At 61.0% G+C, this 25028-nt stretch carries 19 protein-coding genes and 2 pseudogenes; 7 read left to right on the forward strand and 14 right to left on the reverse strand.

The genetic code is table 11. The features are described from left to right. The 5 genes and pseudogenes from CD928_RS23535 to CD928_RS22020 all read left to right on the forward strand — a co-directional run. Positions 1-226, forward strand: a pseudogene (locus CD928_RS23535) (hypothetical protein); the annotation flags it as partial. Positions 227-234: 8 nt separating this feature from the next. Continuing rightward, complete coding sequence (locus tag CD928_RS22010; protein ID WP_095389289.1) at positions 235-615, forward strand: hypothetical protein; 381 nt, start codon at positions 235-237, stop codon at positions 613-615. A gap of 2 nt (positions 616-617) precedes the next feature. Beyond that, the gene (locus CD928_RS22015) at positions 618-4058 is read left to right on the forward strand and encodes a YhaN family protein (RefSeq protein WP_095389290.1); all 3441 of its coding nucleotides are present in this window, start codon (positions 618-620) and stop codon (positions 4056-4058) included. Positions 4059-4478: 420 nt separating this feature from the next. Further along, positions 4479-4643, forward strand: a complete 165-nt coding sequence (locus CD928_RS23540) for a hypothetical protein (RefSeq protein WP_176473670.1) — start codon at positions 4479-4481, stop codon at positions 4641-4643. 283 nt (positions 4644-4926) lie between these two features. Then, entirely contained in the window at positions 4927-5928 is a 1002-nt protein-coding gene (locus CD928_RS22020) for a GSU2403 family nucleotidyltransferase fold protein (RefSeq protein WP_037554251.1), read from the forward strand. A gap of 24 nt (positions 5929-5952) precedes the next feature. Here CD928_RS22020 and CD928_RS22025 read toward each other — a convergent pair whose 3' ends face one another. From CD928_RS22025 to CD928_RS22035, 3 genes are read right to left on the reverse strand one after another with little or no spacing between them, the layout of a single operon-like run. Beyond that, positions 5953-6150 (reverse strand): hypothetical protein, encoded by a 198-nt coding sequence (locus CD928_RS22025; RefSeq protein WP_037554252.1) that lies wholly within the window; start codon positions 6148-6150, stop codon positions 5953-5955. A gap of 47 nt (positions 6151-6197) precedes the next feature. Further along, complete coding sequence (locus tag CD928_RS22030) at positions 6198-6920, reverse strand: hypothetical protein (protein ID WP_141237227.1); 723 nt, start codon at positions 6918-6920, stop codon at positions 6198-6200. Further along, positions 6917-7567, reverse strand: coding sequence for a hypothetical protein (locus CD928_RS22035; protein WP_052182089.1), 651 nt, complete (start codon positions 7565-7567; stop codon positions 6917-6919). The genes CD928_RS22030 and CD928_RS22035 overlap by 4 nt, the downstream gene beginning before the upstream one ends. A gap of 232 nt (positions 7568-7799) precedes the next feature. On the opposite strand from CD928_RS22035, the gene CD928_RS22040 reads away from it, so the two are divergent. After that, the gene (locus CD928_RS22040) at positions 7800-8303 is read left to right on the forward strand and encodes a hypothetical protein (RefSeq protein WP_037554255.1); all 504 of its coding nucleotides are present in this window, start codon (positions 7800-7802) and stop codon (positions 8301-8303) included. Here CD928_RS22040 and CD928_RS22045 read toward each other — a convergent pair. From CD928_RS22045 to CD928_RS22065, 5 genes are all read right to left on the reverse strand, one after another. Then, positions 8300-8875 (reverse strand): hypothetical protein, encoded by a 576-nt coding sequence (locus CD928_RS22045; RefSeq protein ID WP_037554256.1) that lies wholly within the window; start codon positions 8873-8875, stop codon positions 8300-8302. The genes CD928_RS22040 and CD928_RS22045 overlap by 4 nt on opposite strands. Further along, positions 8872-11247, reverse strand: coding sequence for a hypothetical protein (locus CD928_RS22050; protein WP_040110188.1), 2376 nt, complete (start codon positions 11245-11247; stop codon positions 8872-8874). Before CD928_RS22050 ends, CD928_RS22045 begins: the two co-directional genes overlap by 4 nt. Then, the gene (locus tag CD928_RS22055; RefSeq protein ID WP_141237228.1) at positions 11244-12758 is read right to left on the reverse strand and encodes a hypothetical protein; all 1515 of its coding nucleotides are present in this window, start codon (positions 12756-12758) and stop codon (positions 11244-11246) included. The genes CD928_RS22050 and CD928_RS22055 overlap by 4 nt, the downstream gene beginning before the upstream one ends. Positions 12759-12985: 227 nt before the next feature. Continuing rightward, positions 12986-13657: a nucleotidyl transferase AbiEii/AbiGii toxin family protein gene (locus CD928_RS22060; RefSeq protein ID WP_037554259.1), complete on the reverse strand. Its 672-nt coding sequence runs from the start codon at positions 13655-13657 to the stop codon at positions 12986-12988. Positions 13658-13661: 4 nt separating this feature from the next. After that, complete coding sequence (locus CD928_RS22065; RefSeq protein ID WP_095389420.1) at positions 13662-13925, reverse strand: hypothetical protein; 264 nt, start codon at positions 13923-13925, stop codon at positions 13662-13664. A 197-nt stretch (positions 13926-14122) separates the two neighbouring features. Between CD928_RS22065 and CD928_RS22070 the strand changes: the two genes are divergently transcribed. Continuing rightward, positions 14123-14332, forward strand: coding sequence for a hypothetical protein (locus tag CD928_RS22070; protein ID WP_037554261.1), 210 nt, complete (start codon positions 14123-14125; stop codon positions 14330-14332). Positions 14333-14367: 35 nt separating this feature from the next. On the opposite strand, the gene CD928_RS22075 is transcribed toward CD928_RS22070, so the two are convergent. The 6 genes and pseudogenes from CD928_RS22075 to traU all read right to left on the reverse strand — a co-directional run bounded on the left by CD928_RS22075 (position 14368) and on the right by traU (position 24985). After that, complete coding sequence (locus CD928_RS22075) at positions 14368-17592, reverse strand: conjugal transfer protein TraG N-terminal domain-containing protein (protein ID WP_052182091.1); 3225 nt, start codon at positions 17590-17592, stop codon at positions 14368-14370. Between the two features lie 24 nt (positions 17593-17616). Continuing rightward, positions 17617-19065 (reverse strand): conjugal transfer protein TraH, encoded by a 1449-nt coding sequence (locus CD928_RS22080; RefSeq protein ID WP_052182092.1) that lies wholly within the window; start codon positions 19063-19065, stop codon positions 17617-17619. Next, positions 19065-19898, reverse strand: a complete 834-nt coding sequence (locus CD928_RS22085; RefSeq protein ID WP_037554262.1) for a conjugal transfer protein TraF — start codon at positions 19896-19898, stop codon at positions 19065-19067. The genes CD928_RS22080 and CD928_RS22085 overlap by 1 nt, the downstream gene beginning before the upstream one ends. A gap of 175 nt (positions 19899-20073) precedes the next feature. Beyond that, positions 20074-20964 (reverse strand): annotated as a pseudogene (locus CD928_RS23955) (conjugal transfer protein TraN); the annotation flags it as partial. A gap of 2291 nt (positions 20965-23255) precedes the next feature. After that, a complete protein-coding gene (gene trbC, locus CD928_RS22095) occupies positions 23256-24026 on the reverse strand; it encodes a type-F conjugative transfer system pilin assembly protein TrbC (protein ID WP_255247297.1) in 771 nt (256 codons plus the stop codon). Next, positions 24011-24985, reverse strand: coding sequence for a conjugal transfer pilus assembly protein TraU (gene traU, locus CD928_RS22100; protein ID WP_052182098.1), 975 nt, complete (start codon positions 24983-24985; stop codon positions 24011-24013). The genes trbC and traU overlap by 16 nt, the downstream gene beginning before the upstream one ends. Positions 24986-25028 lie beyond the last annotated feature (43 nt).

The following is a 25028-nucleotide window of genomic DNA, read 5'->3' on the forward strand; positions in this document are numbered from 1 at the left end:
GGCAAACGTGCAGGGGCGAACCATCAGAGAGACCGGAGCCAAGGGCGCGGTCCTGGTTGCTGTTGACGACGGCGAGGTTGCCTCCGTCGAGCGGATCGAGCTCGACGTTATCCGATGGGTGCGTCTCGACGTGAACTGCGCCGAAGCGCGAATGGATGAGGTCGGGGATCTGCTGCGCTCTGCACTCGTGGGCTTCACGGCGCGAACGCCTCGGGTCGGCCGTTAATCGCGCGCGTGACGCTGTGCGGCGAGACGGTCGAGGCGGGCGCGCTCCATGATAATGCCCCGGCGCTGCGCGACGAAGTCCGCGCGCTCGCATCTTCGATATCCCCGGCCCTGTTCGTCGAGAAGGTCCGGGTCGAAGTTACCGAGCCGGCGCGCACGGGCCTCGTCGTCGGCGACGACCTGGGCGCCATGATCGACGAGGCGGCGAGCGACCCGGACCTCATCGATGCGCTGAGCCGCGACCTCGAGCGCTTCATGCTGGCGGCCAGCACGTCCCTCGGCGATCCCGATGAGGGCGAACTTCGACTAGCCGCCGCCCGCGGCGACTGGTCGGGCGTCCTCCGTACCGCGTCGACCGCGTTGCGGTCGCGCCTCACGGCGGAGGGCTAACCATGCGCCTCTCCCGCCTATCGCTCGAGCGCTATGGGCGCTTTGAGGACTGCGAACTGAACTTCCGCCCGGGCATTCCGGATCTCCACGTCATCTACGGCGAGAACGAGGCGGGCAAGACGACGTCGCTGGCGGCCGTCTCCGACCTGCTGTTCGGGTTCCCCGTCCGCTCGCCGTACAACTTCCTCTTCGACTATTCTCTGCTGCGCGTCGGCGCGGTGCTGGAGGATGGCGGCACGACGCTTGCCTGCCGCCGAAAGAAAGGTACCAGCGGCACACTGCTCGGTGCCGACGACGTCCCGATCGACGAGGCTCCACTCGCTGCGATGCTGCGTGGCCAAACCCGGGATACATTCGGCCTATCCTTCAGTCTCGATCAGGAGACACTCCGCTCCGGCGGAAAGGCGATGGTGGAGGCGAAGAACGACGTCGGGCGGACGCTCTTCGCCGCCGGCTCCGGGCTGACCGGCGTATCCGACGAATTGCGGCGCCTGGAGACGGAGGCCGACGCTATATGGGGCCCGACCAACCGCGGGAGCCGCACGTTCACGGTGGCCCAGCGTCAGCTCGCAGAATCCACGCGGTTGGTTCGTGACGACGCATTGAAGCCGAAGGCGTGGTCGGACGCGCGGGCCGCCACCGAGCGGACCCGCGAGGCGCTCGAGGCCGCGCGCCTCGATCGTGACGCGGTGCAGGCGGAATCCCGGGCCGCCGAGCGCGTTCGACGCCTCGCGCCGCTCGTTCGGCGGCGCGAGGAGCAGACCATAGCGCTCGCTGGATATGACGGTGTCGTCGACCTGGGCCGGCAGCGCGAAACGGCTGCGGAGGAACTAGTGCGCGAGGCCGAGGAGGCAGTGCGGGCGATAGCGGCCGCTGAGGGCCTTCGGGCCGACATCGCCAACCGCCGCGCTGCGGTGTTGACCGACCCACAGGTGCTGGGCGTCGCCGATGAGATCGATCGCCTGGTCGCCGATGCGGGTGCCGAGGTGAAGGCGAAGCGCGACCTCGTTGGCCTTGAGGCTGAGCATGCCGATGCCGCGGCGACGGTCCGTCGGCTTCGCGCCGAGGCCGGCCGGAACGCCGGCGCGACGCTTCAACGCGAACTGGCGGCCCTGCTGCGCGAACTCGCCCGCGTGCACAGCGAGCAGCGCTTGGCCATGCGTCAGGTCGAGGACGACCGACAGCGCGTCGAGGAGCGGCGTGGCCGTGCTGCGGCGGCGCTCGCCGCGACAATCGTCAGCGACGCCGTCGATGCGCTGACCTCCGCCGTCGATCACGCGCGCGCGCTCGGAGCCGATGCCGACGCACGCTGCGATGCGTTGCGGGTCAAGCTGGACGGTGCAACGCGCCGAGCCGACGCCGCCCTCGCGCGACTCGCACCCTGGACGGGCGACGGGGACGCGTTGGCCTGCCTCCCAAGGGTTGACGACAGCGAGGTTCACGACGCGCGCGACGCACTGGCGGCGCTGGTGGCTGAGGTCCGCCGGGAGGAGGAGGCAGCGCAGCGAGCCTCGGACCAGTCGGCGGCCGCCGCGTTGGAGATCTCTCAATTGGCGACCGGCACCGCGGTGTCGCCCGAGGAAATGGCTGAGGTACGGACCGAGCGTGACCGTCTCTGGCGACCGCTGCGCGAGCATCTGCTGAATGGCGCGGCCTTGCAGGCACCCGCTGAAGCCATTGCGGGATACGAGTCGGGCGTAGCGGCGGCGGACGACCGCGCCGATGCGCGGTTCGCCAGCGCAGATGCCTCGGGCAAGCTCTCGCTTCTCGAACAGACGCGGGCGTCGCACGACCTCACTCGTAGGCAGGCGGAAACTCGCGCGCAGTCAGCGAGGGATTGTCACGAGGAGACGGTCGCCGGCTGGAAGCGACGGCTCGCCGATGTGGGCCTACCGGCACTCGAGCCCGGCAGATTCCACTCCTGGCAGGCGGACCGCGACGTCGCTGAGGCGGCACAGGCCGAGGTGCGCAACCTGATAGCGGACGTCGAGCTGTCCGAGGCCAAGCGCGACGCCGCTCGGGCGGCGATGAGTGCTGCGCTCGGCGTCGCGGACGGAGGCGGTCCGATCGCGCCGGTGCTCGCCAGGGCGGAGAGGCGCCGCGCGGAATTCGAGGACGTCGCCCGCAAGCGGCTTCTGGCACAAGCCGAACTCGACCAGCTCGACGTCGAGACGGCGGCCCTCGATCGCAGGCAGAGGGTGGCCGAGGACGCGCTGGATGCGAACGGCGATGCGTGGCGCGCAGCGTTGACCGAGGCCGGTCTGGACATCGACGTGTCGGCTTGTTCCGCGGTCCTCGACCTGCTCGACGAGTTGCGCGAGGCGACGGCGTCTGAGGCGTCGATGCGGCGGCGCATCGAGGGCATCGGCCGGGACACGCGCGAGCATGCGGCGGCGGTGAGGCAGCTTGCCGATGCGATCGGCGTCCCGGCGGGCGAGGTCCAGGAACGCCTGCGCTCACTGCGCGACCGGCTCGCGGCCGCGCGGAGCGCCGCGACGGTGAACGGATCCTTGCACGACGAGGACAAGCGCCGCCACGGCGAGCTTCAGGAGGCGCAGGCCAAGCTCCAAGCGACCGAGGAGGCCCTAGCGCCGCTGCTCGCCGAGACAGGTTCGGCGGACAGGGTCGCGCTCGGCGCGGCGATCGAGCGGTCACGGGCCAAGCGCGGGTTGGCCGATGAGATCGCCGCGACCGAGCGCGCGATCTTGGAGGCAGGCGACGGCCTCAGACTCGACGAGCTGCTGGCGGCCGTTGGCGCGGCCGATCCCGACCAGGTTGCTGCGCAACTGGAGTCACTCGGCTCCCGGCTCGAAGAGCTTAACGCCGCGGTCGACGAGGCTGCTACCGCGCATGGCGATGCACGGGCGACGTTCGCCGCCCTCGATACGGATGGGACCTCCGCAGTAGACGCAGCCGCCGACGCCGAGCAGGCCCGTTCCGAGCTGGAGGTGCTAGCGGAGGACTACATTCTGAAGCGGACTCAGGCCGTGACGCTTAAGTGGGCGATCGAGAAGTATCGCGAACGGCATCAGGATCCATTGCTCCTGCGGGCGGGCGAGCTTTTCTCGACGCTCACCACGGGGCGTTACGCTACGCTCAAGGTAGACACCGACGCTCCCAGCCCGCGACTTCTGGGTATGCGCGACGACACGCGGACCATGGTCGAGGTTGACGCGATGAGCGAGGGCACCACCGACCAGCTTTTCCTCGCGCTGCGGCTAGCCGCGCTCGAGCAGTCTGTCGCGGCTGGGGTCGGCCTGCCGTTCCTCGCCGACGACCTCTTCGTGAACTTCGACGACCGGCGCGCTGAGGCAGGCTTCCGTGTCCTCGCTGAGGTCGCTCGGACCACACAGGTGCTGTTCTTCACGCACCATCCGCACCTGGTCCAAATCGCAAAGTCGGTGGTCGGCACCGAGCTTCATTCGGAATGCGCTCTCTCGTGATCCACGGGCGATGTAATGCGGGAGGATGACGCCCAACACCTGCTGCTCCGCTTGCGGCCCCGTTGTAGTCGACGGCAAATGCCTGGCGAGCTATTCATGGCAGCTATGGCGGCGCCCCTCGCCGAATCCTACCATTCCGTTCGCGGCCCATCCCGTCGCCACCCTGCGAGCCAACGGAGACGAACACGAGAAAATGCCGGGGGCGGCTTTAAAGCGCGCGTGACTCCAACTCTATCTGTGGAACGGCACGCCGCTTTGTCCCTAACATGTCCGAATTCTCTCAGACGATGACGACAGTCTGCTGATATATTTGACGTTCGACTTCAACAAATGCATCAAGAACCTGATGATTGCGCTGTCGCGCCGGTTACAGACTAGTTCGATCCCACCGAGCGACGTGAAAGTTGGAATGCGTGGTCGATGGTTTTCCGCTGTTTGTCCGAAAGCGCCATGGAAAAGCCGGCGATCCCGACACAGGTGCAAGTTGGCGGCGTCCGGGCTCAGATTGCTGCTGCGATGGCGCAGGTGCCGCCAGCCTACGACGACCGCGCTCATCATCATGTTGCCGCCGAGCTGACGATGTAGGAGCTCACGGCTATGCTCTCGCTGCGGTGGGTCGCGATCCTGCGGGGCTTGCCAAGATGGCCGATGCGGCTGCAACAGCCTCGGCTGGGGCTTGACCTCCGGCGGGTCTCGCTCGCGGACCAGGGTGTTCGCCTGGCGCTAGAAAGCGGCGACATGGGCCAAGCATCGCCGACAAGACCGGCAGGCCCACGCCAGAACATGCTGATATTTAACATAATCTTTGTTATCGAACAATTATTTATCCCACATTTGACAGACTTTGGAAATTGTGGGATAACTCCTCATGGACACCCTTCGCACCTTCAGCGATGAGCAATCCCGGCTTCTCGTCAACCTCCGGCAACGATATGAAGCCTGGGTCGTAACCGAACGCGCCCGGGCCGCGCTGCCTTATGATTTGCGCCGCAAGACAGTGGGCGAATATGAATATCTCTATCAGATCCATGATCGCAGCGGAAACGGCAAGTCGCTCGGTCGCATGGACGCTGCGCGGGAAGCCGAGTTCCAAAAATATCGCCAGCAAAAGGCGGAGCTGAAAGAACGTGGCGCACTACTGAGCGCCAAACTTGCCGAAAGCGCCGCTCTGTACCGGGCTCTGCGACTTCCCCTGCTTTCCAGCGATGCCGGTCCCATTCTTCGAGAATGCGATCGTCGCGATCTTCTTGGCTCGCACCTCCTCGTCGTCGGCACCAACGCGATCGCGGCCTATATGATAGAGGCCAATGGCTTCATTCTCTTGCCCGACGAAACCGAAGACTTCGATCTCGCCTGGGTCGCCGCCGAGCAAGACAATTCCGAACAAACCGTCTGGCAGATGCTGAAGACCGTCGACCCGACCTTCACAATCAACAGCGAGCGTGATTTCCAAGCACGGAATGCCCGGGCGTATGAGGTCGAGCTGCTCGTAGCGCCGTCTCGTGCCGAAACACTGAGCGACCGCGATCAACCGCGGCCGATTCCTTTGGAAGAGCAGGAGTGGCTGCTGCTTGGTCGACCGGTCGATCAAGTCGTCGGCTGCCGCGATGGGTCCCCTGCCCGGATCGTAGCGCCGGACCCTCGATGGTTTGCGCTCCACAAACTCTGGATGTCAGAGCAGGCCAAGCGCAACCCTCTTAAGCGTCCGAAGGACCGTAAGCAGGGGCTGGCGCTGCTCGACGCCGTCGTCGAGGCCATGCCACATTATCCGCTCGATGAGGCATTCGAAGCGGCGATCCCGCCCGATTTGCAAGAAATTTTCGAGAATTGGCAGAAAAATACCACGGCTGGACGCAAGTCCAATTGGTGATGTGAGAGCGCCTTTCGGAAGAGGTTATGCGGCTTTGTTTACGTCGTCGATCAGCGCCTGAACCTTCCCAATCGGTGTTTCGTCAATTGGCCGGATCGTCTCGCCGCAACCTTGGCATTCGACCGTTCGCCGCAAGCGCAACGTCTTGTAAGTGAGGTTCAGCACGAAACCGCATGCCGGGCAGTTCGCCTGCGCCCTGATGTCGTCCAGTTCGTTCGCCATAGGTCATAATACCACACTGATGGTGCCCCGGCTACGCAGCGATGTCCTCAGCCTTTGGTGATCTCGTTTAATTGCTTCTTTTCGTCGGGTGAAAGCTCCCAACGCTCAACCGTGTCAGGCTCGGAAAATTCTGCACCGATGCTGCACGTCGTGTTCGACCCGAGAACCATATAATGGGAAACTAGCAATATCCGACGCTTATCCGAGAGATTTTTCTGAAAACTGGCGATAAACGTCGTGCCGTCGAGATAGTAAGAATATTCACTACCCTTGGCTGTCTTGACGATTTCTACGCCCTTTTCCTTCTTCTGCTCGAAGGCTCCGAAGTCCTTCACGAGCCAATCAGCCGTCCGCTCATGGATGGCTCTACAATCTTCCAACGACATCTTCTGGTCCGGGTCGTCGATCATCTCGCGCTCGTATTTGAGCGAGATGTCGGTCAGTTTGTCAAACCGGTTGAAGGACAGCGCGAGCGTGTATGGGATGCCATCCACACTGGTGTAGGAGATAAGATTATTGTCGGGCGTAAGATAGCAGCCGCGCACGGCTAGTTCGAGCAAGCACCCTTTGACGGCTGCTGGATTGAAGCGGCTCAAGCCGGTCAGCCCGGTCGATTCTGCGAACGACATTCCAAACTTCAAATTGCCGTAGCCACCGATCCCGGAAGGTTTTGCGTTTTCCGATTGGGCGGCTGGTGCCGTGGACCCACAAGCTGCAAGAGCAAGTGCGATAGGTAACAGCCAACGAAAGCGGCGCGCAAAGCCCGTCACTTCCAATCCAAGCCTGCCGTGTCGAAGGCGAATTGCTGGTTACCCTGCTGGTAGAATTCGGCTTCGATGATGACCTTCTTCGACTTTTTCAGGTTGGCAAGAAATCCGGATTCGTTGCTGAGGAACGCGATGTCCGAACTCCCGTCGCTGGCACCGTCGCAAGCATAGCGCTTGATAGGCTGATCGTCGAACTTCACCGACACATGACCATCGCTGTAGCTACGGCAGAGGATTTGCCCTTTATCGACAAGGAACATCACGTTCAGTCCGTCAGTCGGGCGCTTGCGAACTTCAATATATCCGCTGACCGTTCCATACGGGAATTGAAGGTTCACTTCGTTCGAACTGGTCAGGCGCGCCGTTTTCGTGACGGTCCCGCGCATTTCGTCCATCTGTTCGTTGTAGGTCCACTTCGACGGCAGCGCAGAGGGCGCTGCGTCCTCACCCTTCGCGCTCGGCTCTGTCGTGCTGGCGACTGGATCACTTGCCGCCATTGTGGTGCTTGCCTTCGGATCAGCAAACGAGCCGACAAGGATCAGCGAGACGATCGCAGCTATGGCGAAATGCCAACGCTTGAGGCTCCCAATGTAGGGTTTGAAAACCCCGACGACAGCCGCCAAGAAAATGATCGCAAAAAGTCCTGACACATCCGCCCCCGCGTGTTGAATTCATCACGGAGCATTACCCGGACAGGCGTTAAAGGGCAATTACGTCGGCGACACAGATGCCGATGATCTTACAACCAGAATAGCTGTGTCCCGACGTTAAGGGAGGATCGGGAGGCACGAACGTTCCGGGCACGTATGTTTCTACCCGTGTACAATCGGATTACATCTTCAGCGACAGAAGCTGTTCACCAATTGCTGCTAGTGTGTGCCCATGATGGAACTTGCCGATCACGACCGAGCCTTTTGGGACGATGGCGAATGGGTCAGCTGGGACGAGATTAATCAGCAGATCGAATACAAGGAATGGCGGGCGAAATATCCAAACGCCGACATCTCCCTTGTCCCGATCTTCGAAAGCCTTCTCTCAACGGCATGTAGCTACAATGCCCACACCGGGAAGCATTTGCACGTCTACGGCGATATCGGCGAATTATACGGCGCGATCACCCACGGTATCCGGTTGAACCGAAACTACGCGCAAGGGTCCGACGGACGACTTGGCAACGACCTGATCGAAATCAAAACGATCACGCCGTTCAAGCGGACGGACACCGTTGAAATCAACATGGCGCGGAACTTCAGCAAGGTTCTGATCGTCCGCATCAACGACGAGTTCGATATCAGCGGGAAGCTGATCGACCGGAAATCACTCCCCAAGGCGAAGGGGAAAATCCGCGTAAGCTGGAGTGAGGTTTCCGGTCAAGCGATCATCTAGTCGAACACCATCTTCCGGGTGACAGACGTCGTTCCCAACGTCGCATAGGAACCGTCGTCCAATAGCTTGGCTAAGCCCACGCAGTTGAACCATTTGGCGCTGATGCCATTGTCCGCCAGATATTTGGTCACATACGCCTTCGACCAACCCTTGCTGGTCGATGCCAACCGGTTGCCGCGACCTACGATTGTCTCTTCCGGATTGCCGATGCCTATCGAAGAGCAACGGTAGGCGTCCGGTATGATCAACTTGTCGCCCTCGAAACCGATCCCGCTGATGTTGCCATCGTTCGGCAGGGTCTTCACTTCCCCCGCAGAGATGTCGATGGTCTGAGACATTTGCGCCGCATGAACGCATTCGTAGCCGTCTTTGATGGACCAGCAGCGGGTCAGCGCGTCAGAGAAGCCTCCGACGCCCGATTGCGCAACAAAGCTTCCATCCGCCATCTTCTCCCAAGTCACCTGCTTGCCAGCCGATGGCGGCATATCGACCGGGCGCGACAGGAAGTTCCAAGCGCCGTAACCGGTGGCGATGGTCGCGACGGCGGCTACGCCGATCCAAATCTTGCTCATTCAACTCCGTCCCTTTCCGAACCAACCATGGTGTCTTCTGCCGCTGTCGCCGCGATATTGTCCGCGCTTGCCAGCAACCCCAGTCTCATTCCGATCGAGCGATCCAAGCCAGCGCGAATGTCCGCGGCGGTGGTGCCAGTTAGTTCCGCAGCGGTAAGGCCGAGCAGTTTTATCATCAGCACCCGAAGTTTTGAGACATATGGCAGGAAGTCGCGATTTGCCCGATTGTTCGGCATCAGTGCTTCAATGGCGTCGAGCGCCCAAAGCGAGGTTACCCAGCATTCCATAAAGTCGACCGGCATTTCGCTATACTCTCGTGCCATCATGAGCCGCGAGATAGCTGGCGATTTACCGCCAAAGAATGCGACGAGCGCCCGTACGACCAGTCGGGGCCATGACTGGGGTGCGCTCGAGCAATCGAGCCCCTTGGGGAGATCGTTGCAGCGCGCCTTGAAGAGCAGGAGCAGGATCCAATAGCGAAGACGGAGGACCTCGGCTGATCCGATGGCATCCCCGTCATCTTCGATTTCCTCTGCATAGGCCCAGATATAATATTCGAACTCTTTGGCATCTATTTTCCGACGCTCGACGGGTTCCGGGTTGACCGAAGCTAGCGCTGCGGACTCGACGTCGGCATCCGGCACGTCATCTATATCATCCGTTTCTTCGCCCATATCGAGCCAGCCGTCATCGTCGCGATCGGCGCTGGGCTCACTGCGCCCGGTCAACAGATTGAGGAAATCGCGAATGCTGTCGGTGTAGGTGCCCGCGAGACTATTGGCTCCGTTCCCACTCCCCCGCGCACTGCCTGGGCGCGCTTCGGTGAATTCCTCATAGCTGAGATTTGTGGGGTCCGCCGCCGCCCCGACTTCTTTCGGTTCTCGCGGGCGGGCGCTTGCGATCGCGGCACCCTCTTTGCTCTGCGAGAAATCGGCCCGGACCAGCGTTTCGAATGCTTCGTGCATCCATAGCTCAAAATCGGTTCCATCGGTGAATTGAGAAAGCGCACGAGCAACGCGGCCGCTGGCTGCTTCCCGGCGACTTTCTCTCAGCGCCTGACGGTGCGAAACATGGGCCGTCGTTGACACAAATTCGCCGCGGACAATGCGCGCAAAGAACAGCTTCTGCTGAAGTTCCGAGGTGATCGGCACTGCTAGTCGAGAGCCCGCGCTTGCAAAGGACGCCGCTGGAATGTCGTCTAGCAGTGCGCCGGCACGGTCTAGGAGCTGGATGATACCGTCTCCCGCATCGCCGATAGGTGGCTGCCAGAACAGGGAACCTTGATCCGTTTCAAAGGAGCCAGGACGCCGCGCCTCCAAGATCGCCAGCGGGATTTCAGGCAGGTCTTCGCGGTCCGCCAATTGGGAAAGCTCAAGCCGATCAGCGTCGATCCAGCGATCGAGGCCCAATGCTTTGACTGCGGTCCCCGCGGGCAGCCGCCGATAGACGCAGGCCTCCGCGTTGCTGCCGGCGCTACTAAGCGCCGCAGTCGTGCAATTCGCGCTCCCAAAAAGGATATGGTCATGATGCTTCGTCAGCGCGACGAAGACTTTCGCATGAGTGAAGCGCGAGTTCGGGGAATTGAGATCTACGAGCCGAACCTTTTTTGCGAAGGCAGCTTCGGCGGGGAATTCGTGGTGTTCGCTGTCGATAGGAAGGATGATTTCTTTGGGCGAGAGCTCCGCCGCCAATTCAGAAAGGGCGCTGAGGTTGCTATCCCAATAAGGGCTGACAACGAGCAGCTTCCGCACCTTCTCGTTGCCGATCCATTCCACAAACTGGTTCGAAATTCCGCGATCGGTTGATGAAGGAAGAAAGCCAATCGCAGAGCCGTCGTCGAGTTCCTTGAGCGGCGCTCCGACCGGCCCTTCCAGCCACGGCGCCCGTTCGCGTGCCCAGCGCAGCGCATCTCGTGCGGGCGACGCTTCCTCTGAAACTAAGGAGTTCAGATACTGCCAGATGGCGCGTAGGATTTCACGTTCGGGTCCATCTTCATTGCCAGACTCGATCTCGATGGCGATTTCCACGTTTCCGCCGAGGCCGGCGCCGGTGGCGTTGGCCGAGCTGACAAATGCCCTTCCCGTTTCGCGACCGAGTTGCAGAATGATCTTCGGGTGGAAGATGCCGTCACTCGCTGGTGGGCTATGGAGTGCGTAATCGCGGCCGAGCGCGACGGGCAATCTCGAGCCGTCGGTAAGCGCCATAGCCGCCATGCGATCGTCGGCCACCAAGAGAAGATTGTTGGCGCCGCTGGCCCTAAGCTGCGGCAGCAGGATTTCTTCAACCGCCGCGAATTCGACCGCGAATGTGGTTGTGATGGCACTATGAAAAGGCTTGCGGGGTCGACGGCCCAACCGTTCAGGTAGTTTCATGCGGCTGCCTCCAGCAAGGGAAGCGCGCGCGAAGTCGGACCATCTTCATTCAAGAGGTGAATGTCTTCAAGAAACTGGATCGCAGGCATAAGGCGAGGTGTCGTCGCGACCGGCTGATAGTTTTTGAGATAGATCAGTCGGCCGTCCCGTACCTCGAACAGGAAGGTATAATCTCGCTGCCGGCGCAGCTTCTGCATCGCAACCCAGCTATGACGTCGAACTACACGTTCGATCATATAGTCGGCGATCTTCTCGATGACGGTCTGATCTTCCTCCGAGGCCAGCCAGTTTAGCTCGGTGCGCAGAGAATGCGCCATGCCGCGGAGAGGAAAGCCTCGATTGATCCGGTCAGCGAGATCGGGACGGTCCAAGGTCCGTTGATGGAGCGCCGCCATGAGCTGAACGGCCGCCATCGCCTTCTCATCAGGGGCGCCGCGCCAGTTTGTAATCTGGTTCCAGGTCTCTCTAAAGTCGTAGGTCTCGCGGACATTCCTAGACCGGAATTCACGCCATGATCCGGCGAATCCCAGCTCGGATTGCGACGTGAGCTCGTCGACGACTTGCGCGCGGATTTCGAGAATCGGCAATCCGCCGTCGGCGGAATTGAGCAGCGAGAGGGCCCAAGCCAGCAGGGACGCGGCCGCCACCTGCATCAGGTCCTGACAGTTGTAGACTTCCCAGTTCAGTCGTTGAGCCTCAAGCTCGGCGGGCAGAGGATCCGCGGGCACATCGAAGAGGTGCCATCGGACATCTTCCGGTCCGGGAGCCGCTTCGATGGCGCGCGCTGTATGGAGGACGAGCCGCAGCGATGCGCTTCGACTGTGCGCGTTCTCCGAGGCAGTGTCACCTTCGGCGAAAAGGAGCATTTCGTAAAATTCGCGCTCGGCGCCGTCTTCGTCGATTTCGGACGGAGCAATTGGGCTAAGGCGCTCGAGTTCGCGAGCACTCACGCTGGCGTCGGCGATCTTCTTCCTGAGCAGCTTTGCGACGTCTGGGCCGATCGCATCGGCGAATAGGGTCGCGGCTCGCTTGCCGAGTTCGCGTGTGGCGACTTGGATGCCATGCTTATTGTAGGTGAAGAGCCCCATCTCTTCCATCTGGGAAAAATATGCGCCTCCGAAGACGCCAAGCGCTTGGCGCAAATATAGCTTCTGCGATCGATCGGTTGAAGCGGCGGCGGCGAAGTCGATGACCTTCTTGTCTACGGCGAGCCGGCCATTTGCCCATTCCGTTCCGCCGACACCCGTCTCTTCGGCATATGCGGCGACGAGGGCGTAGAGCGCCTCAGCTTTGCGGAGCCAGGTTCGCCATGCCTCGAAATCGTCGGACGCTCCGCTACGCGCATAGGTTTCGCTGACCCAGCAATAATAGCAGTAATAGCGCATTCTGAGGGTAACATTGCTGATACCCGGCAAAAGGGCTTGGTAGAGCAGCACGCCGCTATTTTGGATGCCTAGGGGGTCTAGGCCGCGCTTGTCAGCCTTCTCCGTCCACTGCGGTAATAGGTCCAAAATTTCCCCCTATTGAGGGCTCCAAGACTTGGTCCCCCTTATCGTATAAGACGTCTCGCGCGCCGTTTTCCGGAAGTTAGATCGAGACTGTGTAATCTGGCGTAGCGCCCCCAGACGCTGCCTCGACATATCGAATTTGGATCGCAGCGCCATGAAGATTTGCGCCGTTGCGGAACGATATCGAGCGCGACGGTGCGGCCAAAAGGTAGTGCTAGCCCGAAGTGAGGTCAGTTGGTGATTGCAAGCTCAATCAGGTTTCGGCTGATATCCCTTGAATGCGCGACGAGGCTGCGCGTGTGTTCGCGCAGCATGAGCTGCCCGATGATCCCTTCGACATAGGCCGGGTTGGTCTTGTCGATGACTTCCAGCGCAGTCTTGCATTTGTCAGGCGGGCATTGCTTGAGGGCCGATAGCACGTAGTCGGACCCAAAATGCTCAGCGACCGCGGCGAGATCGAACATGTCTCGCGGTTGGAGACTCCAACCGCGATAGAACACCTTTTTTGCAATAATTTCTGCCGGAGTTTCAAGCGCGACAGCGTGACCTCGTACATCGGTCGCTGCGGTCGGGTCGAGCAGGATATTGTCGCAGCAAATGAAGTCGATTTCGCCCAACTCCTCATATGCGAGCTTTAAGACATCCGTGCCGGCCTGATAGCTATCGGGAGCCCGTTCGAGTTTGATACCCTGTGTTTCCGGGTTCAAAAACGGTAAATATTGTGGATCGTCCAGAAACAGATCGATGTCGTGACTCTCCCGATGGTCGATCTGCAGCATGAGCGCAGTCCCGCCGCCAAAACTCCAACTGGGTGAAAAGCCGTTCGCTTCGTTGAAGTGCTTCAGGATATCGATTGCGAGATCGAAAAGGGCCGGCCATTCGCTTGGCCGCTTCTCGGGCACGGCGTCAGGCCGCCAGCGGCAATGCGTAACCCGAAAGCTGGGAGACTTGCTCAGCGACTTGGCTCGCTAGTTGCTCATCCACATTCATGGCCCACATGAACTGCTTCTGGACCTGAAGCGGAACTTCGGAGAAGAATGCGAAAACTGGCGCATTAAAGCTAATCGCGCTATCGGAATCGACGATCATAGCGGCAAGCTGATGTGCAGAAACAGCCGCCCCGTAAGGGGCGTTCACCGTAGTAAGCGCTTGAGTTACAGCGTTTGCCATCATCCGACTCTTAACGCGACCCTCTCTGGATCGTTGCTCCTATATAGCTCTGAGCTGTTATCAAAACAAGAATGGCGGCTTTCCTGGGCAAACCCGGCTCAAATTCCGCTGCGTCGGAGCTTATCTGTAACCGCAAAACATGCAGAAACTTGCCGTTCTTGGGTGTTTCCTGTATGTTCGCATCGAAGGATTGGCCCATGAATGACGACGACAATTTCGCGAGGCGACTCTACGATCCGTCGCACCCGCTGTACGTTTCGTCAGCAGCGGAGGATGGACTCGCACGACTAACCAAGAACCGTGGCGACATGAAGGAGCTTGGGCCTTGGGGTGCGCGCCTCTTGTATGCCGGGCTGGCGGTAGTTGCCGCCTATTTCGGGTTCATCCTTGTCTTCGGAACACATTGACCACGGCCAGCGGTTAATTCCGCTGGCCGCGGGCGTCAGCGCTTGCGACCCTTCCCGCCACGCGGCTTTGGATCATGTTCGATGTGAAGATGATTGTTCGCCGGATTGTCGCGGAACGTCTCAAAATTGACGTCATAGTCCGGTCCGAGGCGTTCGCGAACATCGCGAGCCCACTGGCGGCCCTGCGCAATGCTGATGTCATTCCCGCGCAGATCAAGCCCCTTCCCTTCGGGATGCAAACTACCGCGAGAATGCTGACTGTCGCGGGCAGACGTTACGATGCGCTGCGGCAACCCGAGCGCGTGAGCCGAGGCAGCAGCGGCGGTCAACGCCGGCGCCATGCTCGAGTCCATTGAATTGAGATTTGCCCCGCCCTTAACGCCGAGGCCGGCGGCGGCGGCTACTCCTCCCAGATTTACCCGGTGCCCGCCGAGAGGCGCGTCCGCCGCGTTATCGAGCCCGAGCGCCCTCATCGCCGACGCCACGCCTGGCATGGTGCGGATGACCCACGAATCGTTCCGAGCCTCCGCCGTTGCACCCAGGCTGTCTGCCTGCCGCCGATCGCCGAGCAAGGTTGCCCTCATGCCGTGACCATATTCATCGAGGCGCGCGACGCTCCCATCGAGTCGACCGCTCACATTATCCTCGAGCGCTACGTCACGTGCCGTACCGGAAACATCGACCGCAGGGCCGCGCGCTGCGATCTCGGCCATACCGGCAGCGCCGATCGCGCGTATGTCGTCGGCGGTAGAGAACGAGGGTCCCACAATCGTGCCGGCAGGAGCGTCCGGAACCACGCCGAGGTCGCGGTGCATCTGATCAACGCGATCGTCCATGAACTGCTTCAGCAAAGCGTCTTGCGTCATCGCCTGCGTCGTCGTCATGTTGACCAGGCCCGGGTGATAGCTCTGATCGAGATGACGATTTTGCGGGTCCATCATTGCAGTTTGAGCATAGCGGACGAATTCCTGGCTCAAATTCTTGTTCAAGGCATAGCCGTCGCGCTCGAACTGCGAGAATTCGCTCGACCAACGCTGATACCGTTCTTCCGCGCGCGAAGCTTCCTCGCTGAGGCTTTGTGAGTGCCTCAGATCCTGCGATACTTCCTGCCCCAGACCACGGACCTGACTGTCGGTCGACGACGTGGTTGCACGATAGAAGCTCTCGCGCGCTTGCCGAGCAGCCTCCGAATTCGATTCCCTTTCAAGCCACTGATAGGCGTCAGTGTTTGCGTTCTGAGTTGAAACGCCCTGTTCTGTGTTCCTTCTGTCGCTCGAATTGCCGTCGATGCCGATCTTCCCATCGACTTGACCTGAGAGCGGCCCGCGTTTTCCACTTACCGCACCCGACGCACCAACTCCCGCCCTTCCGGTCAACACCGTATCACGAGCCAATTTATCCGCTTCGCTTTTCGTCATGCCAAATTGGGTCTGAAGCGTATTCGACCACTGTGACGAAAGATCTTGGACCTGAGCGATCGACGACTGCAGCGAGCGACCTTCTTCGGTTGTTGAGCTCGCCGACGTCTGCGCCGTGTCGAACAGCCGCGCCGATTCCGTGCGCGTCGTCGCCCAGCTATCGTTCGCCGCAACGCGCTTCTGCTCGACGACACCCGACCCTTGGCTAAGCCCCTTCTGCAGCTGCGACCCATAATCCTTGCTCGCCGAGATCGCGAAGCCAAGGTTCGAAATGCCCTGACTAGTGTCGTAAGCGAAACTTCCATCTTCGTTATAACGCATGAACGCGCCATCCCCGGCGCGCTGCTGGATGGTCGCGGCGCCAGTGCTGAAGCTCGGGGCTGTCGTGTACTGGTCCCGCTGCAGCGTGTTGACTTGCCGGTTCATCAGCGAAGCGTTGCCGTACGAATAATTGCCCGTGGTCGCTTCGGCCGCGGCCTGCTCAGCCGCATTCTGGCTTGGCGAGAGAAAGCTCGCGGAATGCGACGCGATCGCCATTGCGCCTTTCGCCATGCCGGCAGCGATGAACGGCACGGACATGATCATATAGCCGGCGAGCGCGCCGACGTCCTGGTTGACAGCCGAGATGCCGGAGAAGTTGGCGGCCGTCATCCCACCATTCGCGCCCCACGATGCAAGAGAATCCTGCCAACGCGACATGAAGATCATGTTCAAAATGACGAACAGCGGCCCCCAGGCAGCCAGATAGAAGAAGCCCGTGATATAGCCTTTGGCAACGGTCATGCCGTTGGTGGGCAGCAGCATCAGCAGGAACAGGATTGGGAAGAGCGAGTAGAAAACGACCGTCAGAACGATGTTCAGCAAGGGAACCCATTTCATCGCGCCCGACGCGATCGTCGAATAGGTATTGCGGGTCTGAATGTCCGCGCGAGTCTGCGCGAACGCATCGATCGAACCCTGCGCGGATCCGCTAGCAAAGCTGTCGCGCGCCTCCGTCAGCGCATTGATGAACATCGCCTGCCGAACGAGCTGACCGCTGCTCGAGCCCATTCCTGCGGCGTTCATATTACTGATGTCGTTGTTCAGGCGGGTCGACGCTTGCGCAACCGGAATGCCGGGGAAGAACTGAGCTGCAATTTTGGGAGCTGCGATGGCGTAGTAGTTGCTCCAGCCATTGCGAATGAAATTGTAGGCCGTCTCGCAGGTGACGATGCCCGATGTGCCATCGGGATAGATATACTGCTGCGAAAGCGCGACCGACCCCGGCCCCATCGCAGTGAGCAGATCCGAGGACTTCAGGGTGTCGTCATAGGTTTTGCGGCCGAGCAGGATGTCATAAAAGACGCACTGCTTGAAATGCTCGTTCAGGTTGGTCGCATAGACCGGATCGTCGATCCTCAGGCCCTGCGTAGCATCGAGCAACTTCGCGCCATAGATCATGCCTCCGGTCGAATAATTGAGCACTTGGGGCATGGCGAACACGGTCTCGGCGGCTCGCGTGAGATAATCGCCGATCTGGCTGGTGAAGCCGGCGACCAGGCCGAGGCCGACCGGAACATTGTCGACGACCGCCGCCGTCACGCCTGGGTTGGTGCGATCGGTAACTTTTACCGAGATCGTGGGCACCATGACGACCAAATACATCAGGGTCGCCTGCATGAACCATTTGAGGAGCGCCCGCGGATCCATATTCCACGCCGTGACGAGGAGCGCCCAGGTGAACGCCATGACCATGACAACGCGAATGAGGCCACGGTAACCACCGGAGCCTGACCACGACGCCACCGCGTTGAAGACGTTGACGAGATACTCCCCGCCCCCGACCGTGAACACCTCGATCATCGCACGCGCTCCTTCAGCCCGGAATCAGGGCCGCAAACCTTGCGCCGACAAAGCGCGGGAGAAATTCAGGGATGCCGCCATCCCCGGCGCCATGCGCGTCTGCAGGGTGCTTTCGATCATCATCGCGCGATCGACGATCTCAAAGGTCCGCGTCACGCGCTGGTTCACCGTGCTTTCGCGCTCGAACAGCCGCTGGCGCACGCGCGCAAGCTGTTCGTTGAACTGGCGCAAATTTTCGGAATCGGCTTGATTGCTGTTGTTCGACTGGCCCGAGGCCACCTGATCGAGCATCCGCTGGACGATCGAGTTGAGCAGGTCGATCGCGGTGACTTCGGCGAGCGAGTTGAGCTCGCCCGGCGACAGGTTGAAGCCCGAGGCCGCCTGTACGGCAACAACCTTGTAAAGCGGGATGCTGGCAACGCCGAGGAGGTTCTTCTCTTCGGTCGTCAGTGCCGCATTGCTCCGCACCTTGTCGCTCATCGACTGGATCAACATTGCAACACGAGGCCGCAATGCCGTAGCCCCAAGCGCCGGGATCGTCCGCTTGCCCGGATTGAGGCACTTGTCGGTTTCGTCACAGCCGAGGACGTCGATCTCCTTGTCGCCGTCAAGCAGCGCATCGAGGATCGCGGGATCGCCCTCCCCCCTATAGATGATCGGGAGCGGGTCGTTGTCCGATGGACGCTTGCCCACGACGATCGTGCCCGTAAGCGTCATGACGAGCTCGCGCATCTGCCGATCCGAGCTTTCAAGCGGCGATTGCTTGATCATGTCCCAGGCGTAGTTTTTCGGGCCCGGGGTCATTGCCGCAAGCGCCAGGTCGGTATTCGAATTGATCGTCGACGATCGCTCGCCGCCATTACCGCATCCGCGACGCGACTTTGCCCAGTCGGAGAAGCGCCCTGCAGACGTGCCGATCGACTGGCAAATTCGATCCTCCGCCGCGTCGACCTTCGGCCATACGGCGCCGACGGCCGCGGCGGCTGCCTCGCAGCTCTGCATGTTGAACTGGTTCACTTTGTTGGCGATGTCCTGCATCTGGTCGATCACGCCGCCGATTTGCGGACTGATGCTGTCGATTGCGAGCTTGAAGGCAAAGCCGATGGCGTTATTCGCGATCGCCTTCAGGTTGGCGACGAATTCCGACATGTTGATGAAGGAGAAGGAGCCCGAGAAGATGTCGATGCCGCCGCAGCCAGCACGGACTTTCGGAAGCTGGATGTTGGCGGGATAGACGCTCTTTTGCGGGAACCGGGCCCATACGGAGCCGAGCGAGTAATAGCCCGCGGACTGGCCCTGATAGGCCGTCGCCCCGGTAGCATTAGCCGACGCGCCCATATCGTTGAAGAAGTCGCTCATCTCGTCGCCAACGCCCGCCTGTGCCGGCGCCGCGGCTACGGAAAGCGCAATGATGCCAATCCCGATCCGGGAAACGGCCACGCGGATCCGCGCGATGAATTTGATGTCGACCATCAGAAGTCGCTCCCCACTTTGGTGCTCGTGAGCATGAAAATGCGTTCGGTGATTTCGTCGGCCGACAAGATGCCGGTGCCGATCGGTATCGGGCGACGAGTCACGGTGTCATAGAGCACCAGCGTCGGGGTGGCCTTGGTGGTGAGGCCCATCTTGGCGTGCTGCCCGACGTCGACGACGTAATTCGGGAATTCGCGGTTCGGTCCGCCGTCCATCGAGACGGCAACGACATTGAAGCCGCTGTTCATCGAAAGCGATTTCAGAATGGGTGCAAAGATCTCGCACGCGCCACAGCTCTGCGCGTAGAAATAGAAGATCCCGTAGCGTTTCGAGAGATTCCGGAGCGCCTGCTCCTGTTCAGCCTTGCGATTGTCGATCCAGGCGCGCTTGGCGAGCGTCGAAACGGGACGCTGAAGCGTATAGTCGAGCTCTGGGTTCTGCCACATCGACCGCTGCCAGACATCGGAGAACATCGAGGCCCGATCGAGCTGCTCGCGCTGGAAACGAATATAGGCTGTCACATTCACTTCCGACGGCTCGAGGATTGCCCGCGCCTTCAGCTCGTCGAGCTCCTTGGCGATCGCAGCCAGCCGTTCGCTCGCGGCTGTCGACGGCGGCGGCGGGGCATTCGGATTGGGTCGCGGTTTCGGTTTGTCGCAATAGAACCAAGTTCCGAGTTTGCGGGCGCCGCAGTAGAAGTCTTGGCTGGGAGAGGGCCTAGTCGCATCAGGAGAGCGATCTTCGACCGAAGATTGTGCTCGAATAGGTACGCCGGAAACGACGAGCAGTGCGCCGGCAAGAGCAATCGCGCTACGGATCGCCGTCTTCATCATTCTTCTCCGTTTTGAAAGGCTGCTTTGCCGCGATCGCAGCGCCGCCTTGGCGAGCGACGATTTGTGCATTTCGAGAACTTCGCGCCCGAGCGGGGTTGTCTGAACCTCGCGCTCCTCGCCTATGTGATCCACCGCTCTGACGAGGACCGAAAGCCGTCGGGATGGAATCATCTCGTCAATTTCCTCCCGGTCCATGCTGCTTATAATAGGCATCGATCTTCGCCTGGATGTCGCTCGCCATCTGCGCTTCATCGGGAAGCTTCACGGCTTCGAGGAAGTCCGCATAGATGTCGGAGAAATCCATCTTGCTGAGGTCGAGGCGCGAGAATTCGTCGACCGTGAAACCGGCGCATTGTCCTTCCTTGGGCTTCCCCCACGGCTTGTTGATTTGCGGCCGCCCCTGCTCCTGCAGGATCCGCGTCAACTTCGATTCAAAGCAACAATAGGCCTTCCGCTTCGTCTGGCAGACGCCGAGGAAGCTCGATGAACAATAGCTGCCGATCGAGACGCAAAGACCGAGGCGATCCTTTACGTCGAGCTGCTTTTCTTCATTCGAGCAAAGGAACGTGGTGAGAAACTGGGTGGCGACGCCTGCGAGCGCTGCAGGTCCGCCACTGAGCCCCGCCCAGGCGGCCGCCGCGGCGACGCCGCCGGAGAACAGGCCCGACACCTTACCAGCGCAGCAGTTGACCAAACCGAATACGGGCTTGTGACACGTCTCGCGCGTGCCCTTGAAAAGCCCCATCGTATCGGGATCGAATTCCTTGCCGACCTGATCGATCGCGCCCATCGCAACGAGCGCATCCTTGAATTCGTTCGAGGCTTCCTCCTCGATCTCGCTGCAGCTCCCGTTGATGCAATACATCGACCCGCCGCAGACATATTCCTTCACATCGGTCGGCGGAGAATTCGGAATCGGGCATTTGAAGGTGCGCTCGGTGACCTTGCAGGGGCCGTTCGGCTCCTCATCAAGGCACGTGTCCCGCACGTGACTGCATTTGGGATTTGACTCGAGCTCGGCGCACTCGCTCTGCCCCGCGCTCTCGCCGTAGCAGGTGCCATTCTGTTCGGTGGCGCCGGGCGGGCAGACCATCGTGACCCTCGCCGGCAGCGAGAGGGTCATTGAACAGGTCGTACCCGACAGCGTGTAATTCGCCGGGCAGCTATAGTTGGGCTGCGCCGGATAGGTCTTGGTGCAGGTCGTGCCCGAAAGGGTGAAGTCGGTCGGGCAGCTATAATTCGGGGTCGCAGGCTGCGTTTCCGTCTTGCTGCACATGTTGCCGCTGAGGCTGTACCCAGACGGGCAGGAATAGATCGGCGTCGCCGGCTGCGAGAGGACCGACTTGCACTTGTCCCCCTGAACTTCCCATCCGGTCGGACAGCTATATGTCACCTCCGCAGGCTGCGCGAGGTCGATCGTGCAAACCGAACCGGACAGCGAGCCGCCATTGGGGCAGCTATAGGTAACCGGCGCGCTCGTCTCATCGGTCCGCGAGCACGTCGTTCCCGAAAGATTATAGCCAGACGGGCAATAATAGACCGGGGTAGCAGACGTCGACGTGACGATCGTGCACGTCGTACCGTTGAGCGTGCCGCCACTCGGGCAAGTATGCGTGACCGTCGCCGGCAGCGAGCTGCTCGTATTACAGATGCTTCCGGCGAGCGTGCCGCCACTCGGACAGCTGTAAGTGACCGTCGCTGGGCTGCTCGAGCTCGTCTGGCACTGCGTGCCGTTAAGCGTCCCTCCGTTCGGACAGCTATAGCTTACGGTCCCCGGCGTCGCGGTCACCATCGTGCACATCGATCCCTCGACGACATAAGCGCCAGGGCAGGTATAATTGACCTTCGGGTGGAAGAAGCACTTCGTCCCGCTGTAACCCTGCGCTTTTCCTTCCTTATAGAAGCCGGTCCAGGTAGTCGGGCAGGTCTTGCCCGTCTTGGCGAAGCCGCAGTAGGGCGCATTTTCGAAGGTATAGAGATCCATCGGCAACGCCCAGCCACTGCACTGATAGACCGGCGTCCCCGGCGTCTGAGTCGTCGTCATGCAGTTGGTGCCGTTCGGCGTACCCCCGTTCGGGCAGCTATAGCTCGCTGTTGCGGCATAGCTCCCGGAGGTAACGCATTCGGTGCCCTGCAGCGTACCGCCGTTCGGACAGCTATAATTGGGTGTCGCGCCATAGCTTCCGGTTGCCGTGCAAGTCGTTCCGACGAGGGTATAGCCTGATGGACAGCTATAATTCGGAATCGCCGTATAGGTCCCGGTCTGGGTGCAGGTCGTGCCATTCAGATCGTAACCGGCAGGGCAGGTATAATCGACGTCAGCCGGCTGCGAGAGCGTGCGCGAACAGGTGGTGCCCGAAAGATTATACCCGGCGGGACAGCTATAGCTTGCCGTGGCGGCATAGGTCGATTTCGAGCGACAGGTTGTCCCTTCAAGGACGTAACCGGTGGGGCAGTTATAGTTCGGCGTCGCCGACTGCTCGAGCGTCCGCACGCAGCGATCGCCTTCGAGCATATAGTCAGCCGGGCAGCTATAGCCGGTAATCACCGCGGGCTCAGTCGTCGTGCGCGTGCAGTTCGTGCCCTGCAGGGTGAACCCGGCGGGGCAACTGTGGCTGGATACCGAAGCGGGCTGAGTCACGACGCATGTCGTTCCCTGCAGCACACCGCCGTCGGGGCACGTATAGGTAACGTCCGCAGGCTGGGTCAGCGTCTTCGTGCAGGTCCGACCGACAAGGGTATAGCCATCGGGGCAGCTCAGCTCCTCGACGCGATCGGGCGTCGTGACGGTGACGCCAACGTCGCACGTCGCGTCATAATAGTCCTGCTTCTCACCAACCTTTACTTCCTCGCAAGTGCCAGGCGTGTTGCTGATGTTCTCGCCGAGCTCGGAGCTCCCGGCGTTCTGATTGATCTCCTCGCCCTTCTTCATGATGTCTTCGAACGACGAAGGATCAACGGTCGCGCGATTGGCGTCCGCGCCCATCATGAATTCCCAGGCTTCGTTACCGACCGCATTGCCGCCCGCGGAATTGAGCGCCCCATCGTCGGTGCCGAAAAGGCTCGAAAGATCGCTCGGCGCCGTCGAATAGCCCGGAATGACGTCGCCGGTGACTTCCTGATCGGGAATCGAGGCGGCTCCCTCTTTCCCTGATTTGGCGAACGCTTCGCCATCCTTGCCGGCAGCCGAAATCTCTCCGGATGGCTGCGATGTTTGCGCCTGAACAACCGGGATAGGACCGACCACCATGGCGACCGCCGCGACGATCGCGACGAGTGAACGGCCCAAGCGCCGAACGCCGGCGCCAGCGACGCCTTCAGGTTCGATCGAAGTTGCTGGTCCAGAGCTGGCGTCGATCATGACCCCTGCCCTTTTTTCAGGCGCGCCAGCGCTTGGCCCGCGATCGCCGAACCGGGGCCACGACCGTCGACGAATGTCTCGAGTGCATATTCGAGCGGCACATTGCCGCTCATCCGATCATAGGGCGGCACGGACGTCCGGCAGTTGAACCCGTCACAAAGTTCGAATTCCGATGTCACGACGACGATCGCCGGCACCGCCGTCACGTCGAATGCGCGAAACAATCGCGGATCGATGCCGATGCTGCCGTAAGCATCCTGGTTGTCGACAACCTTCATGATCCCCTGTTGAAACGCCTTCATGGAATTCCCGGGGAAACCATTAAACACGACAGTGCCGCCTGCTTTCGCCGTATCGCGAATGAGCTGCTTCAGGCTTTGCTCCGGCATCGACAGCGATGCGAAAACGATGAGCTGAGGCGCGCCCTTGTCGCTGGCCTCAAGCTCTTTGGAGGCGGCCAGCATCTCGTCGAAATCTATCGCCCCGGTTGGCGCTCCCCCGAGCACAGCCTTATTCTCGCTGAGGTTGCGGTTCCCGCCGTCGGCCGCCTCGCGCGCATCGGCGCGCATTTCATCACCCCGGCGCGCCACTTCGCGGATGAGCGCCTCCGCGTCGGGATCGGCCGCTTCACCGCGGCTCAGGATATGCTGAATATCGAGGCCATCGACATTCTGCGCCAGCGCGATGCTGCCGCCGCAAGCCGCCAGCAGCACGGCCGCGGAAACAAATTTCCCTTTTCTGGAAAGGTTTTTCAAAGGACGCAGCAATTTCGCTTCCTCCACACGAGATAGCCCATGTCTTCGCCAACGGCGGGATAGGTGTTGCCGGAACCCGGCTTCATGTCGGAGGCGCCGATCGGCGGGCACGCCCAGCGGCCCTTGACCATCGGCGACGGCACCGTGGCCTGGAAGCGATATTGCTGCTTCTTCATGATCGGCATGATGTATTTGCCGCAGAGGCCTTTCTTGCCCATCGTGCCCCAGGCAATGCCTTGCCGGTGAAGCTTGAAGGCGAAGCGCGAGAGGGCCAGCCGGCTCGACTGGACGTGGCCGATGTGCCCCGAGATGTTTCCGTTCATCGGGTACATTGGCCCTAGGCAGCCCGCGCACCAGAAGAGCGGATCGAGCGGCAGCTTGCCGGTGGCGGCACCGCAGTCCGCCGCGCACGCCGTCTGCGCGAGCGGATTGGCGAAGAGCGCCACTTCCGGATTGATCAGCGCTGTCAGCGTATCATCCTGCCAGAGCGGGTCGATTTCAGTGACATAGGCGATGTCGAACGACGACTGCTCGAGGCAGGCCATGTCCGTCAAAATCTCCATCCAGTAGAGGAGCGGATAGACGTACCAATGGACATGCCATTTCGCGCCGCGATCGTGACCGTCGACACTATCGGCCGCGCGGCCGTGCCCAATGTTGAATCCCGGCGAGATCTTCTTGCCGCCGAGGCTGGCGAAGCACCACGGCTTCATTGTGACGTCCGCGAGCCTCACCGGCTCCCAAAAACCCATCGCAACGCCGATGCGCGGAAGCGGCGAGCCGCAAGCGCAGATCGGCAGATCGGGATTGTCGGTGTCGGGCCGATCGGACGGAAAAATCTTCAGCCCGCCAACCGAAAGGGGAAAGAGGCAAGACCAGCACACGTCGGTCACGGGGTTCACGAACTTGCCCGTGCACTTCCCTGGCGTGCCATCGATGCCGGCAGCGCTGGCAATAGCCGGCGCCGCCATTGCCACACCAGCGGCCGCGAGCGTCATGAACGCGGCCGACCGA

Source organism: Sphingopyxis sp. GW247-27LB, assembly GCF_002277025.1.
Taxonomy (GTDB): domain Bacteria; phylum Pseudomonadota; class Alphaproteobacteria; order Sphingomonadales; family Sphingomonadaceae; genus Sphingopyxis.

Excerpts from the sequence above, each read along its gene's own strand:
- CD928_RS22015 (WP_095389290.1), top strand. The coding sequence starts at position 618 with ATGCGCCTCTCCCGCCTATCGCTCGAGCGCTATGGGCGCTTTGAGGAC.
- CD928_RS22065 (WP_095389420.1), bottom strand. The coding sequence starts at position 13,925 with ATGGCAAACGCTGTAACTCAAGCGCTTACTACGGTGAACGCCCCTTAC.
- CD928_RS23540 (WP_176473670.1), top strand. The coding sequence starts at position 4,479 with ATGGTTTTCCGCTGTTTGTCCGAAAGCGCCATGGAAAAGCCGGCGATC.
- CD928_RS22025 (WP_037554252.1), bottom strand. The coding sequence starts at position 6,150 with ATGGCGAACGAACTGGACGACATCAGGGCGCAGGCGAACTGCCCGGCA.
- CD928_RS22070 (WP_037554261.1), top strand. The coding sequence starts at position 14,123 with ATGAATGACGACGACAATTTCGCGAGGCGACTCTACGATCCGTCGCAC.
- traU (WP_052182098.1), bottom strand. The coding sequence starts at position 24,985 with ATGGCGGCGCCGGCTATTGCCAGCGCTGCCGGCATCGATGGCACGCCA.
- CD928_RS22085 (WP_037554262.1), bottom strand. The coding sequence starts at position 19,898 with ATGATGAAGACGGCGATCCGTAGCGCGATTGCTCTTGCCGGCGCACTG.
- CD928_RS22080 (WP_052182092.1), bottom strand. The coding sequence starts at position 19,065 with ATGGTCGACATCAAATTCATCGCGCGGATCCGCGTGGCCGTTTCCCGG.
- CD928_RS22075 (WP_052182091.1), bottom strand. The coding sequence starts at position 17,592 with ATGATCGAGGTGTTCACGGTCGGGGGCGGGGAGTATCTCGTCAACGTC.
- CD928_RS22020 (WP_037554251.1), top strand. The coding sequence starts at position 4,927 with ATGGACACCCTTCGCACCTTCAGCGATGAGCAATCCCGGCTTCTCGTC.
- CD928_RS22040 (WP_037554255.1), top strand. The coding sequence starts at position 7,800 with ATGATGGAACTTGCCGATCACGACCGAGCCTTTTGGGACGATGGCGAA.
- CD928_RS22050 (WP_040110188.1), bottom strand. The coding sequence starts at position 11,247 with ATGAAACTACCTGAACGGTTGGGCCGTCGACCCCGCAAGCCTTTTCAT.
- CD928_RS22045 (WP_037554256.1), bottom strand. The coding sequence starts at position 8,875 with ATGAGCAAGATTTGGATCGGCGTAGCCGCCGTCGCGACCATCGCCACC.